At 71.0% G+C, this 16,790-nt stretch carries 15 protein-coding genes, 1 tRNA gene and 1 pseudogene; 8 read left to right on the forward strand and 9 right to left on the reverse strand.

Annotated features, from left to right (window positions below; all coding sequences use genetic code 11):
* The coding region (locus K4G64_RS31690; protein WP_221759382.1) for a class I SAM-dependent methyltransferase at positions 1-941 on the forward strand (941 nt) is incomplete at its 5' end.
* Positions 942-1,016: 75 nt separating this feature from the next.
* Here the strand turns inward: K4G64_RS31690 and K4G64_RS31695 are convergent.
* Both K4G64_RS31695 and K4G64_RS31700 read right to left on the reverse strand, forming a co-directional pair.
* Positions 1,017-3,551, reverse strand: a complete 2,535-nt coding sequence (locus K4G64_RS31695; RefSeq protein ID WP_221759383.1) for an ABC transporter permease — start codon at positions 3,549-3,551, stop codon at positions 1,017-1,019.
* Positions 3,552-3,589: 38 nt separating this feature from the next.
* Positions 3,590-4,360: an ABC transporter ATP-binding protein gene (locus K4G64_RS31700; RefSeq protein WP_221759384.1), complete on the reverse strand. Its 771-nt coding sequence runs from the start codon at positions 4,358-4,360 to the stop codon at positions 3,590-3,592.
* Between the two features lie 417 nt (positions 4,361-4,777).
* Between K4G64_RS31700 and K4G64_RS31705 the strand changes: the two genes are divergently transcribed.
* From K4G64_RS31705 to K4G64_RS31715, 3 genes are all read left to right on the forward strand, one after another.
* Positions 4,778-4,861 (forward strand) — tRNA-Leu (locus K4G64_RS31705).
* 133 nt (positions 4,862-4,994) lie between these two features.
* On the forward strand, positions 4,995-6,170 hold the full coding sequence (locus tag K4G64_RS31710) for a 4-hydroxybenzoate 3-monooxygenase (RefSeq protein WP_221759385.1): 1,176 nt from the start codon (positions 4,995-4,997) through the stop codon (positions 6,168-6,170).
* Between the two features lie 157 nt (positions 6,171-6,327).
* A complete protein-coding gene (locus tag K4G64_RS31715; protein WP_221759386.1) occupies positions 6,328-7,236 on the forward strand; it encodes a Bax inhibitor-1/YccA family protein in 909 nt (302 codons plus the stop codon).
* A gap of 77 nt (positions 7,237-7,313) precedes the next feature.
* On the opposite strand, the gene K4G64_RS31720 is transcribed toward K4G64_RS31715, so the two are convergent.
* Complete coding sequence (locus tag K4G64_RS31720) at positions 7,314-7,544, reverse strand: DUF4287 domain-containing protein (RefSeq protein ID WP_031102797.1); 231 nt, start codon at positions 7,542-7,544, stop codon at positions 7,314-7,316.
* 101 nt (positions 7,545-7,645) lie between these two features.
* On the opposite strand from K4G64_RS31720, the gene K4G64_RS31725 reads away from it, so the two are divergent.
* A complete protein-coding gene (locus K4G64_RS31725; protein ID WP_221759387.1) occupies positions 7,646-7,951 on the forward strand; it encodes a hypothetical protein in 306 nt (101 codons plus the stop codon).
* Positions 7,952-8,030: 79 nt separating this feature from the next.
* Here K4G64_RS31725 and K4G64_RS31730 read toward each other — a convergent pair whose 3' ends face one another.
* The 3 genes from K4G64_RS31730 to K4G64_RS31740 all read right to left on the reverse strand — a co-directional run bounded on the left by K4G64_RS31730 (position 8,031) and on the right by K4G64_RS31740 (position 11,491).
* Positions 8,031-8,810, reverse strand: a complete 780-nt coding sequence (locus tag K4G64_RS31730; RefSeq protein ID WP_221759388.1) for a hypothetical protein — start codon at positions 8,808-8,810, stop codon at positions 8,031-8,033.
* Between the two features lie 272 nt (positions 8,811-9,082).
* Complete coding sequence (locus K4G64_RS31735; RefSeq protein WP_221759389.1) at positions 9,083-10,303, reverse strand: acetyl-CoA C-acetyltransferase; 1,221 nt, start codon at positions 10,301-10,303, stop codon at positions 9,083-9,085.
* A gap of 162 nt (positions 10,304-10,465) precedes the next feature.
* A complete protein-coding gene (locus tag K4G64_RS31740) occupies positions 10,466-11,491 on the reverse strand; it encodes an SGNH/GDSL hydrolase family protein (RefSeq protein ID WP_221759390.1) in 1,026 nt (341 codons plus the stop codon).
* 156 nt (positions 11,492-11,647) lie between these two features.
* On the opposite strand from K4G64_RS31740, the gene K4G64_RS31745 reads away from it, so the two are divergent.
* Positions 11,648-13,036, forward strand: coding sequence for a cystathionine beta-synthase (locus K4G64_RS31745; protein ID WP_221759391.1), 1,389 nt, complete (start codon positions 11,648-11,650; stop codon positions 13,034-13,036).
* 376 nt (positions 13,037-13,412) lie between these two features.
* Here K4G64_RS31745 and K4G64_RS31750 read toward each other — a convergent pair whose 3' ends face one another.
* On the reverse strand, positions 13,413-14,252 hold the full coding sequence (locus tag K4G64_RS31750; RefSeq protein ID WP_221759392.1) for a helix-turn-helix transcriptional regulator: 840 nt from the start codon (positions 14,250-14,252) through the stop codon (positions 13,413-13,415).
* 145 nt (positions 14,253-14,397) lie between these two features.
* On the opposite strand from K4G64_RS31750, the gene K4G64_RS31755 reads away from it, so the two are divergent.
* Positions 14,398-15,159, forward strand: coding sequence for an SDR family oxidoreductase (locus tag K4G64_RS31755; protein ID WP_221759393.1), 762 nt, complete (start codon positions 14,398-14,400; stop codon positions 15,157-15,159).
* Positions 15,160-15,173: 14 nt separating this feature from the next.
* Here K4G64_RS31755 and K4G64_RS31760 read toward each other — a convergent pair whose 3' ends face one another.
* Positions 15,174-15,596, reverse strand: a complete 423-nt coding sequence (locus K4G64_RS31760; RefSeq protein ID WP_221759395.1) for a hypothetical protein — start codon at positions 15,594-15,596, stop codon at positions 15,174-15,176.
* A 185-nt stretch (positions 15,597-15,781) separates the two neighbouring features.
* Between K4G64_RS31760 and K4G64_RS31765 the strand changes: the two genes are divergently transcribed.
* A complete protein-coding gene (locus tag K4G64_RS31765; RefSeq protein ID WP_221759394.1) occupies positions 15,782-16,624 on the forward strand; it encodes a MurR/RpiR family transcriptional regulator in 843 nt (280 codons plus the stop codon).
* Positions 16,625-16,686: 62 nt separating this feature from the next.
* On the opposite strand, the pseudogene K4G64_RS41175 reads toward K4G64_RS31765, so the two are convergent.
* Positions 16,687-16,790: pseudogene (locus K4G64_RS41175) on the reverse strand (IS5/IS1182 family transposase); the annotation flags it as partial.

The following is a 16,790-nucleotide window of genomic DNA, read 5'->3' on the forward strand; positions in this document are numbered from 1 at the left end:
CCCCGCCCCGTGAGGAGGCCCGCAGCCCCCGCCGCCACCTGCACACCAAGCACACCGACCGACGCGCCATCAGCCACCACTACGACGTCGGCAACGACTTCTACGAGATCGTCCTCGGCCCGTCCATGGTGTACTCCTGCGCCTACTGGCCCGCCCCGGACAGCACCCTCGAACAGGCCCAGCGGGACAAGCTCGAACTCGTCTGCCGCAAGCTCGGTCTGAGACCCGGCCTGCGGCTGCTCGACGTCGGCTGCGGCTGGGGCTCGATGGCCATCCACGCGGCCCGCGAGCACGGCGTGCGCGTCGTCGGCGTCACCCTCTCCCAGGAGCAGGCCGCCTACGCCCGCAAGCGCGTCGCCGACGAGGGTCTCACCGACAAGGTGGAGATCCGCGTCCAGGACTACCGCGACGTCCGCGACGGCCCCTACGACGCGATCTCCTCCATCGGCATGGCCGAACACGTCGGCGCCGACCGGTACCTGGAGTACGCCGCCGACCTGTACGACCTGCTCAAGCCCGGCGGGCGGCTCCTGAACCACCAGATCGCCCGCCGCCCGCAGGGGGACGAGACGGCGTACAGCGTCGACGCCTTCATCGACTCCTACGTCTTCCCCGACGGCGAACTCCAGCCGATCGGCGCCACCGTGGCCCAGTTGGAGCGCGCCGGGTTCGAGGTGCGCGACGTCGAGGCGATCCGCGAGCACTACGCCCTCACCCTGCGCCGCTGGGTCGAGCGCCTGGAGGCCGACTGGCAGCGCGCCGTGCGGCTCACCAGCCCGGGCCGCGCCCGCGTCTGGCGCCTGTACATGGCCGCCTCCGCCCTGGCCTTCGAACGCAACCGCATCGGCGTCAACCAGGTCCTGGCCGTCCGCACCCCGGACCCGGGCACCTCCGGGATGCCGTTGCGGGCCCGCACCTGGGGCGCGCCCGGCCGAGACTGACCCGGGCACGACCGGAAGGGCCGGGCTCCCCGTGACGGGGAACCCGGCCCTTCGGCGTACCGTGCGGCGGCGAGGTCACTCCGCCTTGATCGCGTTCAGCATGTTCAGCCGCGCGGCGTTGCGGGCCGGCCACATCGCGGCCAGGACGCCGACCAGACCGGCCAGCACCAGAAAGATCCCGATCCGGTCCCAGGGCAGGACCAGCGCGTACCCCGGGATCTGGTCGGCGAAGGTCTCGCCGATCGCCCAGCCGAGGAATGCCCCGAGTCCGATGCCGACCACCGCGCCGAACACCGAGATGACGACGGCCTCCAGCCGGACCATCCGCTTCACCCGGCGCCGGTCCAGGCCGATGGCGCGCAGCATGCCGATCTCCTGCTGCCGTTCGAAGACCGACATCGCGAGGGTGTTGACCACGCCGAGCACCGCGATGATCAGGGCCATCGCCAGCAGGCCGTACATGACGTTCAGCAGGGTGTTGATGGCGCCGCCGAACTCGTTGCGGATGTCCTGCCGGTCCATCACGGTGATCGCGGGGTTGTCGCCCAGCGCGTCGACGAGGACCTTCTCGTTCGCCGCGGACTGGCCGCCGTCGACCTTCACGAAGATCTGCCGGATGGACGGCTTCGTCTCGTGCCGGTCCACGATCTTCCGGTCCACGAGGACGGGGGAGAGGAACTCGCTGTCCTTGTAGACGGCGCCGACCGTCAGCTCGGCCTTCTTGTCGTCGCCGAAGGTGACGCGGACGGTGTCGCCGGTCTTCCAGCCCCTGCTCTTCGCCGTCTTCTCGGCGACCGCGATCCGGCCCTCGGCGAGGGAGTCGGCGCTGCCGCTGACGACGTCGACGGTCAGGACCTTTCCGATGTCACCGGGGCTGACGGCCGAGGCGGAGACATAGTCGTCGCCGTCGACCTGGAAGTAGGCGTCCTGCTGCGGCGAGACCGCGGACACGCCCTTGGCCTTCTCCAGCGCGGTCAGGGCCGAGCCGTCGAGGTCACCGCCGTTGGCCATCGAGACCATGTAGTCGGCCTTGATGTTGTCGGTGGTCATCTTGTCGATGGCCGTGCCGACCGTGATGCCGAGCACCGACAGACCGGTCACCAGTGTCAGTCCGATGGCCAGCGCCGAGGCGGTGGCGCCGGTGCGGCGCGGGTTGCGGACCGCGTTCTGTCCGGCCAGCCTGCCGGCCACCCCGAAGGGGCCGACGAGCAGCGGACGGACGAGCGCGATCACGGGCCGGGACAGCAGCGGAATCAGGATGATCACGCCGATCAGCGCGAGGAAGGCGCCCGCCCCGATGTACATGCGGCCGTCGTCGCCGCCGGTCGAGGCACCCGCCACGATCCCCATGGCACCGAGGGCGGTGACGACCGCGCCGATGGAGTTGCGCAGCACCAGCGACTTGGTGGTGGCCACCGCGTGGACACTGTTCATGGCCGCCACCGGCGGGATCTTCGCGGCCCGGCGGCCGGGCAGCCAGGCGGCGAACGTCGTGATCAGCACGCCCACCGAGAGAGCCGCGATCACCGGCGTGGCGGACAGGATCAGCGGACCGTCCGGCATCTTCATGTCGAACGCGGCCATGCCGGAGCGCAGTCCGACGGCCAGGCCGATGCCGAGGACGAAACCGACGGCCGAGGCGACCAGACCCACCAGCGCGGCCTCGGCGAGCACCGAACGCGTGATCTGCTTGCGGGACGCGCCGACGGCGCGCATCAGGGCGATCTCCTTGGTGCGCTGGGCGACCAGCATCGTGAACGTGTTGGAGATCAGGAAGATCCCGACGAAGAGCGCGATGCCCGCGAAGCCGAGCAGGACCTGCTTGAGGTTGCCCATGCCCTGCTCGATCTGCTCGGCCTGCTCGTCGGCGAGCGCCTTGCCGGTCCGCGCCTCGGCGGCCTCCGGCAGCAGCGGCTTGACCGCGTCCAGGATCTTGGTGTCGTTCGCCCCGGGGGCGGCGGTGACGGTGACGCTCTCGAAGTAGCCCGGCTTGAGGTACTGCCGCTGGGCGACGGCGGTGTCGAAGAGGACGAGGCTGCCGCCGGCGTTGACGGCACCGTCCTCGGTGGTGAACACGCCGCTGAGGGTGTACTCCTTCACCGGCCCGTTGGTCGCGACGCGCACCCGGTCGCCGACCTTGTACTCGCCCTTGGCGGCGGACTCCTCGTCCAGGGCGATCTGGTCGTCCTTCACCGGACCGGAGCCGTCGGTGAACGTGTAGGCGGCGTCCTTGCCGTCCTTGCCGGGGGCGAAGTTGGAGCCCTTGTTGGACCAGCCGACGCCGATCAGCTTCCCGTCGGGGTCGGCGACCCCGGCGAAGCCCTCGACACGGCCGTACACCCCTGCGACGCCGTCCACCGCGGAGATCCGGTCGAGGACCTTGCCGGGCAGGCCCGGTTCCTGCTCGGGGTCGTCCGGGTCGGCGTACGAGGAGACGGCGACGGCGACGTCGTCGTAGCTCTTCGCCGACTGGTTGCGGAAGGCGCTTGAGAGGGTGTCGGCGAAGACCAGGGTGCCGGAGACGAATGCGACGCCGAGCATCACGGCGAGCACGGTCATCAGGAGCCGGGCCTTGTGTGCGAGCACATTGCGCAAGGCGGTACGGAACATGGGTTCTTCTTCTCAGTCCTGTCGGTCCTGACGGGGGATCAGCTGGTGCGGCCCTTGGCGTCGAACGCCTTCATGCGGTCGAGCACGGAGTCGGCCGTCGGCCCGTACATCTCGTCGACGATCCGCCCGTCCGCCAGGAAGATCACCCGGTCCGCGTAGGCCGCGGCCACCGGGTCGTGCGTCACCATGACCACCGTCTGGCCCAGCTCCCGCACGGAGTTGCGCAGGAAGCCCAGCACCTCGGCGCCGGAGCGCGAGTCGAGGTTTCCGGTGGGCTCGTCCCCGAAGATGATCTCGGGCCGGGAGGCCAGCGCCCGGGCCACGGCGACGCGTTGCTGCTGACCGCCGGACAGCTGGGAGGGCCGGTGGCCGAGCCGGTCCGCCAGGCCGATCATCGTGATGACGGAGTCCAGCCACTGCTTGTCCGGCTTGCGGCCCGCGATGTCCATCGGGAGGGTGATGTTCTCCAGGGCGGTCAGGGTGGGCAGCAGGTTGAACGCCTGGAAGATGAAGCCGATCTTGTCCCGGCGCAGCTTGGTCAGCTGCTTGTCCTTCAGGGAGCCGAGCTCGGTGTCACCGATGCGCACCGACCCGGAGGAGAAGGAGTCGAGGCCGGCCACGCAGTGCATCAGGGTGGACTTGCCGGAGCCGGAGGGGCCCATGATCGCGGTGAACTCGGCCTGCCGGAAGTCGACGGAGACGCGGTCCAGGGCGACCACCTGGGTCTCACCCTGCCCGTAGATCTTCGAGAGATCCGTGGCGCGCGCGGCCGCGGTGGTGGCCCGGTCGGTGAGGGAAGCGGTGGTCACGGGATGGCTCTCCTGTCGGACGGCTGTGCTCGGGGGAAGGACGTGTTCCATCGTCCGGGTCCCATGGCGCCGTGTAGTCACCCGTAGTTCTGGTTCCGGAGGCCGACTCGGGTCTGACCGCGCGGGGCGGTGTCATACCTGGGGATGACGAACACCCCTGAGGGGCCCCTGTGTCGGGAACCGATGCGTCCGGGTGTCGAGAACAGGTGGAGTGCCCTCGTTCGGGCGGTGAAATTCCGTCATTCCGCATGCGCGGCCGACCGGCGCAGGGAAGGCTATTGGCAAGTGCGGATGGCGTGTTCCGAGTGCTGATGCACCCTCAGACGTCAATAAAATAAGACAACATCGGTCCACGCTTCCGCTGTTCGAGGGACCCGTCCGGATAGTCTCGGAACCTCGATGCGGAGCCCACGGCCTGCCCGGATGGTGGAATGCAGACACGGCGAGCTTAAACCTCGCTGCCCCTTCGCGGGCGTGCCGGTTCGAGTCCGGCTCCGGGCACCTTCCGATCCCTGCGTGGTCCATTGAAGAGTTCACGGCGTGCCCGTTGACACCGGCCGCATGCCGTCGGAAACTCACATGCACATGGTGAAAGAAATTTCACCTGACGAACGGGATGAGAAGAGGTCGCCCGATGCGCACCACCGTCGGCATCATCGGAGCGGGCCCCGCCGGCCTCCTCCTCGCCCGGCTGCTCCACAACGCGGGCATCGACGCGGTCGTCCTGGAGGCCCGCGACCGCTCCTACGTCGAACGGCGGCAGCGCGCCGGGATCCTGGAGCAGGGCACGGCGGACGTGCTGCGCGCGGCCGGTGCCGGGGAGCGCCTGGACCGCGAGGGGCTGCGCCACGACGGCATCGAACTGCGCTTCGACCGCAGGCGCCACCGCGTGGACTTCCCCGCCCTCACCGGCGGCCGGTCCGTGACGGTCTACGCCCAGACCGAGGTGTGCAAGGACCTCATCGCCCTCCAGCTCCAGAGCGGCGGGCCGCTGCTCTTCGAGGCGGAGGCCCTGGCCGTGGAGGACGCCGGCACCGACGCCCCGCGGATCCGCTTCCGGTACGAGGGCCGTGAGGACGTCCTGGAGTGCGCCTACGTCGTCGGCTGCGACGGCTTCTGGGGCGTGGCCCGCAGGGCGATCCCGGCCGGACTTGCCCAAGTCTTCGAACGGACGTACCCCTTCGGCTGGCTCGGCATCCTCGCCGACGTGCCGCCCTCGCACGACGAGCTCGTCTACGCCCGCCACGACCGCGGTTTCGCCCTGCTCTCCATGCGGTCCCCGGCCGTCTCCCGCCTCTACCTCCAGGTGCCCGACGGCACCGATGCCGGGACGTGGCGCGACGAGGAGATCTGGGACGAGCTGGAACGCCGGTTCGAGACCGACGACGACTGGCTCCTGGAGCGCGGCCCGATCACCCAGAAGTCGGTCACCCCGATGCGCTCCTACGTCCACGAGCCCATGCGCCACGGCCGCCTCTTCCTCGCCGGTGACGCGGCTCACATCGTCCCCCCGACCGGGGCCAAGGGCCTGAACCTCGCCGTCGGTGACGTCGTGACCTTCGCCCGGGCCCTGACGCACCAGCAGGAGACCGGCTCGCCGGAGCTGCTCGACGCCTACTCCGCGACCTGCCTGCGCCGCGTCTGGCAGGCCGAGCGGTTCTCCTACGACATGACGGCCCTGCTGCACCGCGCACCCGGCGCGACGGCCTTCGAGGACCGGCTCCAGCTCGCCCGGCTGGAGCGGATCGCCTCGTCCCGCGCGGCCGAGACGGACCTCGCGGAGGCCTACACGGGCTTCCCGTTCGGGTGAGCCGGGAGTGACCCCCTGCGGTGAGGGGAATCACGAAGCCGCGTAGCGTGTTGCGCAGCACGACGAGGGAAAGATCCTCCCCAAGCAGTAGGGTCATTCCTTTGCCTACCTATTACTCTTGAGCCAAGGCCACGCCTGGTGGCCATGGAGGAGTGAAATGAGGAGCAGAAACCCGGTCTTCTCGCGACGGGGGTTCAGCCGCGACAACGGCTACGCGGGCTTCAACACCGCGCCGCAGGCCGGGGGTCCCGCTGTCGCCACCCAGGGCAACCCGTACGCGCAGCCGACGGGCGACCAGTACGCGCAGAACCCGTACGCGCAGAACCCTTACGCCCAGCAGGACCTGCAGTACGGCGCGCCGCCGCAGGCACCGGCCACCACCGGCCGGATGACCATCGACGACGTCGTCCTGCGCACGGCGAGCACGCTCGGTGTGCTCATCCTCACTGCGGCGCTCTCCTGGGCCCTGCTGCCGATCGACGACGCCAACATCAGCCGTAGCTACGGCATCGGTATCGGCGCCGCGCTCATCGGCATGGTCCTGGCGTTCGTGCAGTCCTTCAAGCGCAAGGCCTCGCCCGCGCTGATCCTGACGTACGCCGCGTTCGAGGGTGTGTTCCTCGGCGTCGTCTCCAACATCGTCGACAGCCGCATCGCCGACGGTGCGGCCATGCAGGCCGTGATCGGCACGATGGCGGTCTTCGCCGGTGTGCTGATCGCCTACAAGGCCGGCTGGATCCGCGTCAACCGACGCTTCTACGGCTTCGTGATGGCGGCCGCGCTCGGCTTCATCCTGCTGATGACCGTGAACCTGCTGTTCGCGGTGTTCGGCGGCGGTGACGGCCTCGGCTTCCGCAGCGGTCCGCTCGGCATCGTCTTCGGCGTCATCGGCATCATCCTCGGAGCCTGCTTCCTCGCCCTGGACTTCAAGCAGGTCGAGGACGGCATCGCCTACGGCGCCCCGCGCGAGGAGGCCTGGCTCGCGGCCTTCGGCCTCACGCTGACGCTGGTGTGGATCTACTTGGAGTTCCTGAGGCTCATCTCGATCCTCAACAGCAGCGACTAGTTCAGTCAGTCGTAGCGCGAAGGGCCCCGGCTTCGGCCGGGGCCCTTCGTCGTCGGGAGGGGGTGCGGTGGGCGCGCCTAGAGCAGTTTGCGCGCGGCCCTCCTCAGGTCGTACTCGTGGATGATGGCCTTGGCGTGGCCGTACGCGAGGTTGTGTTCGTGCCGGAGCCAGCTGACCTTTTCCTCGAAGCGGAAGAGCGCCGGACCGTCTTCGACGGTGCGCAACCAGTCGGAGATCTCACGACCGGTGCAGTGAGGGATGCGGGCGAGCATGTTGCGGTGGGTCTCTTCGGAGAAGACTTGGGACATCGGCGCCTCCGGACGCTGGGATGTAAGCCGGTCCTTCAGGTCACCGTGCCTGAGTGTTCGCCCGTTGGCAACAGTCCCGCTGGGACGCGTACGCTCGCGGCGTGGTTGATACGACGCCTCTGACCCGTGCGGTGGAGCACTTCGCCGATCGATTGAGGGCCGCGCCCCAGAGCCGGCTGCAGCGGGGCGCTGCCGCCGAGGCTCTCGGGCTGGCCCGGGAGTTGGCCCGCAGGGCGCAGGTCCTCGAGGGCCTGGAGCCCCGGGAGATGCCGGATGCGGGGATGTTCGCAGCGGCAGATCAGATCACCGTCGCCGGGAACGATCTGGCGGTCGTGGTCCCCGGCGAAGCCGACGTCGACGAAGCCGTGACGCTGGTGGAGGAGGCGCAGAAGCGGGCCGGGGTCTGAGCTGCGTTCGCGGGTGCGGGCCGAGTGTGGTTGTTCGCGCCCACGCGGCGGAGCCGCACATTGATACAGCCCCGCGCCCCTAAAGGGACGCGATGACCCGGTCCGCCAGGATGTAGACGTTCTCCTCGCCGCATTCGAACGTGAGGGTGTACGCGCCGGAGATGCCGGAGCCGCCCAGGAGGACCGGGGTGGCGCCTGCGCGCAGGGCCGCGGAGAGGTGCTCCGCCGTCTCGCGGTGACCCGGCGTCATGCACAGGGTCGTGCCGTCGGCGAAGACGTAGACGTCCAGGGTGCCCAGCGGGCCGGGGCGGACGTCCGTCAGCTCGACGCGGGAGGAGGCCAGCTCCTCCAGGGTGGCGACGGTGCGCTCGTGGTCGTTCACGACCGGCGACTGCGTCGGCACGAAGTCCGGATGCGAGGGGTGGCGGCGGCGGGCCGCGGCCAGCTCCGGGGACTCGGCGGCGGGTTCCTCGGTGTCGGCGGGCTCGGACACCGGCTCCAGGCCCGCGAAATCGGCCTGGCGGGGCAGGAACAGATCGGCCTCGGGCAGGCCCAGCAGGGAGGGCGCGTCGGAGGCGTCACGCGCCTCCTGGGCGGCCCAGAACGCCCGCGCCTCGGCGAGCTCCCGCTCCCGTTCCTCGGCGAGCGCCGCGGCCACGGCGGCACGTATCTCATCGGTGTCGGCAGTGGTACGGGCGGCGGGCAGCAGCGCACGGGTGGTGGCGGCGCGGCTCTCGGCCAGCGCGGTGTGCAGGGCCGCGACCTGTCGGCGCAGCTGAAGGACGGTGCGCAGGACTGCGACGCCCACGGCGCCCGTGGCGGCCGTGGTGACCAGCAACGCGATCGGCATGGCGCTCACTGACGTACTCCCGGTTCAAGTCGACCCCCGACTTCCTACATCAGCTTGAAGGGCGGACTAACCAGCTGTCAGTGCGTAACATCACGAAACGGACAGGGCTTCGGTGTCGGGGGAGGGGGTGTGGCTACTGTGACCTGCGGTTCTCCCCTGGCGGAGGGAGATAGGTCACATCCTGGGGGAGATTGGATCACAAAACGGCCCAGAACCCTGGAGTTTCCAGGGTTCTGGGCCGAGGGCTCACAGCGGGTGCTATGGCGGCTACGGTGCGCCGCTCAGCTGAGGCGCTCGATGACCATGGCCATGCCCTGGCCGCCGCCGACGCACATCGTCTCCAGGCCGAACTGCTTGTCGTGGAACTGGAGCGAGTTGATGAGCGTGGTGGTGATGCGGGCGCCGGTCATGCCGAACGGGTGGCCGACGGCGATGGCGCCGCCGTTGACGTTCAGCTTCTCCAGCGGGATGCCCAGGTCGCGGTAGGAGGGGATCACCTGGGCGGCGAACGCCTCGTTGATCTCGACCAGGTCGATGTCGCTGATGCCCAGCCCGGCGCGCCGCAGGGCCTGCTTGCTCGCCTCGACCGGGCCGAGGCCCATGATCTCGGGCGAGAGGCCGGAGACGCCGGTCGACACGATCCGGGCGAGCGGGGTGAGGCCGAGCTCGCGGGCCTTGGTGTCGGACATGATCACGAGGGCCGCGGCGCCGTCGTTCAGCGGGCAGCAGTTGGCGGCCGTGACCATGCCGTCGGGGCGGAAGACCGGCTTGAGGCCCTGCACGCCCTCCAGGGTGACGCCGGCGCGGGGGCCGTCGTCCGTGGAGACGACCGTGCCGTCGGGGAGGGTGACCGGGGTGATCTCGCGCTCCCAGAAGCCGTTCTTGATGGCTTCCTCGGCGAGGTTCTGCGACCGGACGCCGAACTCGTCCATATCCTGGCGGGTGACGCCCTTGATGCGGGCCAGGTTCTCGGCGGTCTGGCCCATCGCGATGTACGGGTCGGGCAGCAGGCCGTCCTCACGCGGGTCGTGCCAGGTCGAGCCCTCGGACGCGGCGACCGCGGCGGTACGGGCCTCGGCGTCGGCGAACAGCGGGTTGTGCGTGTCCGGAAGGCTGTCGGAGTTGCCCTTGGCGTAGCGGGAGACCGTCTCGACACCGGCCGAGATGAAGACGTCCCCCTCACCGGCCTTGATGGCGTGCAGGGCCATGCGGGAGGTCTGCAGGGACGAGGAGCAGTACCGGGTGACGGTGCAGCCCGGCAGGTGGTCCATGCCCATCTGCACGGCGACGACGCGGCCGAGGTTGTGGCCCTGCTCGCCGCCGGGCAGGCCGCAGCCGAGCATCAGGTCGTCGATGTCCTTCGGGTCCAGCTCGGGGACCTTGGCCAGGGCGGCCTGGATGATCGTGGCGGTCAGGTCGTCCGGGCGGAGGTCCTTGAGGGAGCCCTTGACGGCGCGGCCGATGGGGGAGCGGGCGGCTGAGACGATCACGGCTTCGGGCATCACGGCTCCATTGACGTACCGGGTGGTCTGCTTGGGCTGTCTGGGAAGTTACCCGTACGTATGGGCTGGGTCACGGGTGTCGCGGTGTGACCCTGGCCGCAGTTTCCAAGCGCTTGCTTTGCTGCTCTTCCTTTCCTATCCCCGGTGCGTTTCCTCTGTCCCTCAGTTCGAAGGGGTCGCGGGGGCCGGTTCCTGCTCCGGGACCCGCCGGCGCCGCCGGCGCTTCAGCAGCGCCCACGGTCCGCGCGGTCCGCTCGGCATCGCCGCCGCGACCTCCGTGCCCGCCTCCGAGGCGGCCTCCGCGGCCGCCCGCGCCACCGGCAGGAAGCCCTCGCGGCGGGAGGCGTCCGGGCGCTCCTCCTCGGCGGGCCACAGGCCCAGGGAGGCGCAGACGGTCGGCAGGACCGCCATCGCCGCCGTCGCGTAGCCCTCGGCGGAGGGGTGGTAGCTGTCCGGGCCGAACAGCTCGCGCGGGTTCTCGGCGAACTCGGGGCCCAGCAGGTCGCCCAGCGACACCGTGCGGCCGCCCTGCTCGACCACGCCGATCGTCTGGGCCGCCGCCAGCTGGCGTGAGGCCCGCCGGGCCAGCCAGCGCAAGGGCTGCCGCACCGGCTCGATCGTGCCGAGGTCGGGGCAGGTGCCGACCACCACCTCCGCGCCGGCCGTGCGCAGCCGCCGGACCGCCGAGGCGAGATGGCGGACCGAGCGGGTCGGGGGCATGCGGTGGGTGACGTCGTTCGCCCCGACCATGATCACGCAGATGTCGGGCACCGGGCCGGGATCGGCCAGCACCAGGGCCACCTGGCGGTCCAGGTCGTCCGAACGGGCCCCGGGGGTCGCCACCGTGCGCAGCTCCACCGGCCGCTCGGCCAGCGCCGCGAGCCCCGACGCCAGCAGCGCTCCCGGCGTCTGCCCGCCCCGGTGCACGCCCTGGCCCGCGGCCGTGGAGTCGCCCAGCATCGTCAGCCTCAGCGGTGCATCGGCCGGACCGGCGTACGTCCGGCCGTACAGCCCGTCCGCGTGCGGCACATGAGGTGACGTGCCGTTGCCCACCCGGCGTCGCGCCAGCTGTACCTCGGCCAGCACCAGGCCGACCGCCGCCGCCCCGGCCAGCCCGACCCCGCCGCCGCCGTACGCCGCGCCGGCGGCGATCCGCCGGGCCACCCTCGCCCTCGACATCCTCGTCATGCGTCGCTGCCACCTCCTCGAACCCGTACACCCAGTGCTTGCCCCGTGCAGCCCGTCGCCCAATCGCAACAGGGAGTGAACGACCGTCACGGACCACGACAAGGTCATAGGCTGGCGGCACCACACAGACCACTTCTGCGGCATCCGGAGACAACGGTGCAGTTCCACGACTCGATGATCAGCCTCGTCGGCAACACCCCGCTGGTGAAGCTCAACAGCGTGACCAAGGGCATCAGGGCGACCGTCCTGGCCAAGGTGGAGTACTTCAACCCCGGCGGTTCCGTGAAGGACCGCATCGCCCTGCGCATGATCGAGGCGGCGGAGGAGAGCGGCGCTCTCAAGCCCGGCGGCACGATCGTCGAGCCGACCAGCGGCAACACCGGCGTCGGGCTCGCCATCGTGGCGCAGCAGAAGGGGTACAAGTGCATCTTCGTGTGCCCCGACAAGGTGAGCACCGACAAGATCAACGTGCTGCGCGCGTACGGCGCCGAGGTCGTGGTGTGCCCGACCGCCGTGGACCCCGAGCACCCGGACTCGTACTACAACGTCTCCGACCGGCTGGTCCGTGAGACGCCGGGGGCCTGGAAGCCCGACCAGTACTCCAACCCCAACAACCCGCTCTCCCACTACCACTCCACCGGCCCCGAGCTGTGGGAGCAGACGGAGGGGAAGATCACCCACTTCGTGGCGGGCGTGGGCACCGGCGGCACCATCTCCGGAACCGGCCGCTATCTGAAGGAGATCAGCGGCGGCTCGGTGAAGGTCGTCGGCGCGGACCCCGAGGGCTCCGTCTACTCCGGCGGCTCCGGCCGGCCCTACCTCGTCGAGGGCGTCGGTGAGGACTTCTGGCCGACCGCCTACGACCGGACCGTCGCGGACGAGATCGTCGCCGTGTCCGACAAGGACTCCTTCCAGATGACCCGCCGCCTCGCCAAGGAGGAGGGCCTGCTCGTCGGCGGCTCCTGCGGCATGGCCGTCGTGGCCGCGCTGGAGGTCGCCGAGCGGCTCGGCGAGGACGACGTCGTGGTGGTCCTGCTGCCGGACAGCGGCCGCGGCTACCTCAGCAAGATCTTCAACGACGAGTGGATGGCCGACTACGGCTTCCTGGAGGACACGGGCCCGAGCGCCCGCGTCGCCGACGTCCTGAACGACAAGGAGGGCGACCGCATGCCCTCCCTCGTCCACATGCACCCGGAGGAGACGGTCGGTCAGGCCATCGACGTGCTGCGCGAGTACGGCGTCTCGCAGATGCCGGTCGTCAAGCCGGGCGCCGGCCACCCCGACGTGATGGCGGCCGAGGTCGTCGGCTCGGTCGTGGAACGCGAACTGCTGGACGCGCTGTTCAGCAAGAACGCCTCGCTGGAGGACCCGCTGGAGAAGCACATGTCCGGCCCGCTGCCCCAGGTCGGCTCCGGCGAACCCGTCGCGGACCTGATGGCCGTGCTGGGCAAGGCGGACGCGGCGATCGTCCTCGTCGAGGGCAAGCCGACCGGTGTGGTCAGCCGCCAGGACCTGCTGTCCTTCCTCGCCCGCGCGGGGAAGTGACGGCCACCCTCCGGTGAACTGCCCGTGAACCGGGTGACTTTGCGGCGTGCGTGATCTCCGCGGACTTCGCGGAACCGGTACGCGGGTGTCACGTCCGCGCAGCACCCGCTTAACACGTGTCCTGCACATTGGTGGATGTCGGCAAGGGCGATGGGGGTACCTCCCAGGCGTTCAGCACTGGGGGAGGCTCCCCGCCCGGACCGGCGCCGAACGGCGTCAAGGACCTCCGGAGCGGCTCCCGGACCTCCACGGACGCCATGGACGCGCCAGCCCGGCCCTGACCGGGCCCGCGCGTCCTTCGCGGGGACCGCCGTCGTCCCGCCCCCCGTTCACGGGGGTGCGGCGGTCCCCGCGCAATTCTCTTCCCCGATGTCTTCTACGCCTTCCAGCTGCCCAGCAGCTGGAGCCTCTCCGCCGTCTCGGACCCGGGTTCGGGCGCGTACACCACGATCGTCTGGTCCGGCGCCGCCGGGATGGTGAGCGTCTCGTAGGGGAGGGTCAGCAGGCCCGCGACCGGGTGCCGCAGGAGCTTCACGCCGTGGTCGCAGGGCTTGACCAGGTGATCCACCCACAGCCGGCGGAACTCCTCGCTGGCCCGGGCGAGTTCGGCGACGATCTTCCCCGTGGCGGGGTCGCCGGGATGGTGGCCCGCCTGCAGCCGCAGGTGCGCGACCATCTGGGCGGTGACCTCGGCCCAGTCCGGGTAGAGCTCCCGCGAGGCGGGGTCGAGGAAGAGACGGCGCGGCAGGCTGAGGTCGCCCGCGTCGCCGAGGCCGAGCACGGCGTCGGCGAGGGGGTTCCAGGCCAGGACGTCCATGCGGTGGTCCAGGACGTAGGCGGGATGGCGGTCCATGCCGTCCAGGAGCGACTGGACCCCCGGGCGCACCCGGGGCGCGGCCGGCCCGTGCCCGTCCTGCCGGCGCGGCCGGGCCACCGCCCGCAGGTACTCGTGTTCGGCCTCGTCCAGCCGCAGCACCCGGGCGATCGCGTCCAGCACGGCGTCCGAGACACCCCCGGACCTGGTCCGGGAGGGAGCCCCGGGCCCCCTGCCCTGTTCGAGGCGGACGTAGTAGTCGACGCTCACCCCGGCCAGCTGCGCCACCTCCTCGCGGCGCAGACCCGGGACGCGGCGGCGGCCGTACGACGGCAGCCCCACCTCCTCCGGCCGGATCCGGGCGCGGCGCGAGCGCAGGAAGTCTCCCAGTTCTCCGTCCATGGGTCCGAGCCTAGGCCGCCCGGGCCCACCGAACCTGGTACTGGCAGACCCAGGATGAGCGCAGCCCTGGGTAGGGCGGACGAGGCGGCCGAGGGTGGTGTCCGAGGCCGGGGAGACGCCCCGGCCGGCACCGAAGGGGAACCCCATGTCGTACGACAACCTGGCCGGCCGTACCGCCGTCGTCACCGGAGCCGCGAGCGGGATCGGCGAGGCCGTCGCCGTGCTGCTGGCCGACCGGGGCGCCCGGGTCGCGCTGGTCGCCCGGCGTGCGGAACGGCTGACCGAGATCGCTGCGAAGATCCGGGCCGACGGCGGGCAGGCCCTGGCCGTCGCCGCGGACGTCACCGACGAGACGTCCGTCGCGGACGCCGCCGCGGGCATCCACGCGGAGTACGGGACCGTCGACCTGGTCGTGAACTGCGCCGGCGTCATGCTGCCCCACCCCGTCGACGCCCGGCGATCCGACGAGTGGCAGCGGATGCTCGACACCAACGTCTCCGGGGTGCTGCGGATGATCGGCGCCTTCACCGAGGACCTGGTGAGCGCCGCAGCCGACGGCCGTACGGCCGACATCGTGAACATCTCGTCCATCGCCGCGCACCTCAGCTTCCCGAACTACGCGGTCTACGGCGCGACCAAGGCCGCCGTCACCTATCTGTCGGAAGCCCTGCGCGGGGAGTTCGGCCCCCGGGACGTGCGGGTCACCAACATCGAGCCCGGGTTCGTGGAGAGCGAGCTGCGCACCCACATCGCGGACGCGGACCTGTCCCGGCAGGTCGAGGGCATGCTCGACGAGGTGGGCGCCCTGTCCGCGGAGGAACTGGCCGACCTGGTCGCCTACGCGACGAGCCGGCCCCGCCGGGTCAACCTGAGGCAGATCGTCGCGCTGCCCACGCGGCAGGTCTGACGGCGTGCGCGCGCTCAGTCCTCCCAGCCACCGGCCTGGGAGGACTTGCGGCGGCCGAAGAGGTTCGGGTTGGAGCGGAGCGCCTGGACGACGTTGACGCCGACGATGCCCGCCCAGGCGACGAGCAGCCCGGGCAGACGGGCCACGCCCCCGCCGATCGCGGACAGCGGCACCGCGAGGACCAGGGAGACGATCCCGAAGCCGAACCGCTCGCCCCAGGAGTCCGTGACCTTCGGCGAGCGGGAGTCCCGGGCCGCCTGCATCTGCTGTTCCGCGAGCTGCCGGCGCACCCGGCGCTCCACCGCGCCGTCGATCCGCTGGTCGACCTTCTCCAGGAACGAGTCGACCAGCGCCGGCTCGTACTCCTCGCCCAGATCCCTGCGTGCGTGCAGGGTGGCGTCGAGTTCCTTCTTGAGGTCGGTGTCCCGCGCGTCCATTCCCGTCATGCCGTCCACGGTAGAAAGCGCCGCAGCCGGCCGCACTGGGGTTAGCCCCCCTGTTCCGCCGGGGGTTCCCGGTCCTACCGCCGCCGCCCACCGCCTCCGCCCGCCGGTCCGGCTTGCCGCCCTGCATATGCTCATGCAGAATCCTCAGCTACTGAATAGGCGAGGGGGAGCACGTCATGAGCGTGACCGACAGCCCTGCCGCGCGGCTGCAGGCGCTCTTCGAGGGCCACCGGCTGACGCCGACCCAGCGGCGCATCGCGCACAGCATGGTGCGGCGCGCCGCCGAGGTGCCGTTCCTGTCGAGCGTGGAGCTCGCCGAGCTGGCCGGGGTCAGCCAGCCGTCCGTGACCCGATTCGCCGTCGCCCTCGGCTTCGACGGCTACCCCGCCCTGCGCCGCCATCTGCGTGAGGTCGCTCCCGCCGAACCGGCCGCGGAGGCCAAGACCCACAACGAGTACCAGCAGGCCGTCGAGGCCGAGATCGAGAACCTGCGGCACCTGGCGGAGGCACTGGCCGACCCCGGACCCGTCCAGCGGGCGGGACGCCTCCTCGCGGCCTCCCGCCCGCTGCTCGTTCTCGGCCTGCGGGCCGCTGCCGCCCAGGCCCACGGTTTCGCCTACTTCGCCGCCAAGGTGCATCCCGACGTGCGGCTGCTCGGCGAGGGCGGCACGATGCTGCAGGACCGCATCGACGCCGCCGTCCGGGCCGGCGCCGGCGCACTGCTCTGTTTCGCGCTGCCCCGGCACCCTCGCGAGGTCGTCGACACCCTCGCCTACGCCAAGGAGGCCGGGCTGACCGTCGTCACGGTCGCCGACTCCGCGTTCGCGCCCGTCGCCAAGGTCTCCGACCTGCTGCTGCCCGCCGCCGTCGGCACCGGCCTCGCCTTCGACACGGCCTGCGCGCCGATGCTGCTCGGCCGGGTGCTGCTGGAGGCCATGTGCGACGACCTGCCCCAGGCCCAGTCGCGTCTCGAGGAGTTCGACACGAAGGCGGCGGCGCGGGGCCTGTTCGTCGACTGACGGCACGGGCGGGCTTCTTGAGACTCGTGCGAGCTTCTTAGAGGTCGTTTTCTCCCGATGTTTCATCCCGGAATGGGTGTTTGATCCTGTGGTGTCGGGTCGCGCCAGGAGATGGTGGCTTCGTCGGTGAGGCGGCGGGCCATCAGATCGGTCATGGCCAGCTGGA

It is taken from the genome of Streptomyces sp. WAC04114, from assembly GCF_019733245.1.
Classification (GTDB): Bacteria; Actinomycetota; Actinomycetes; order Streptomycetales; family Streptomycetaceae; genus Streptomyces; species Streptomyces massasporeus_A.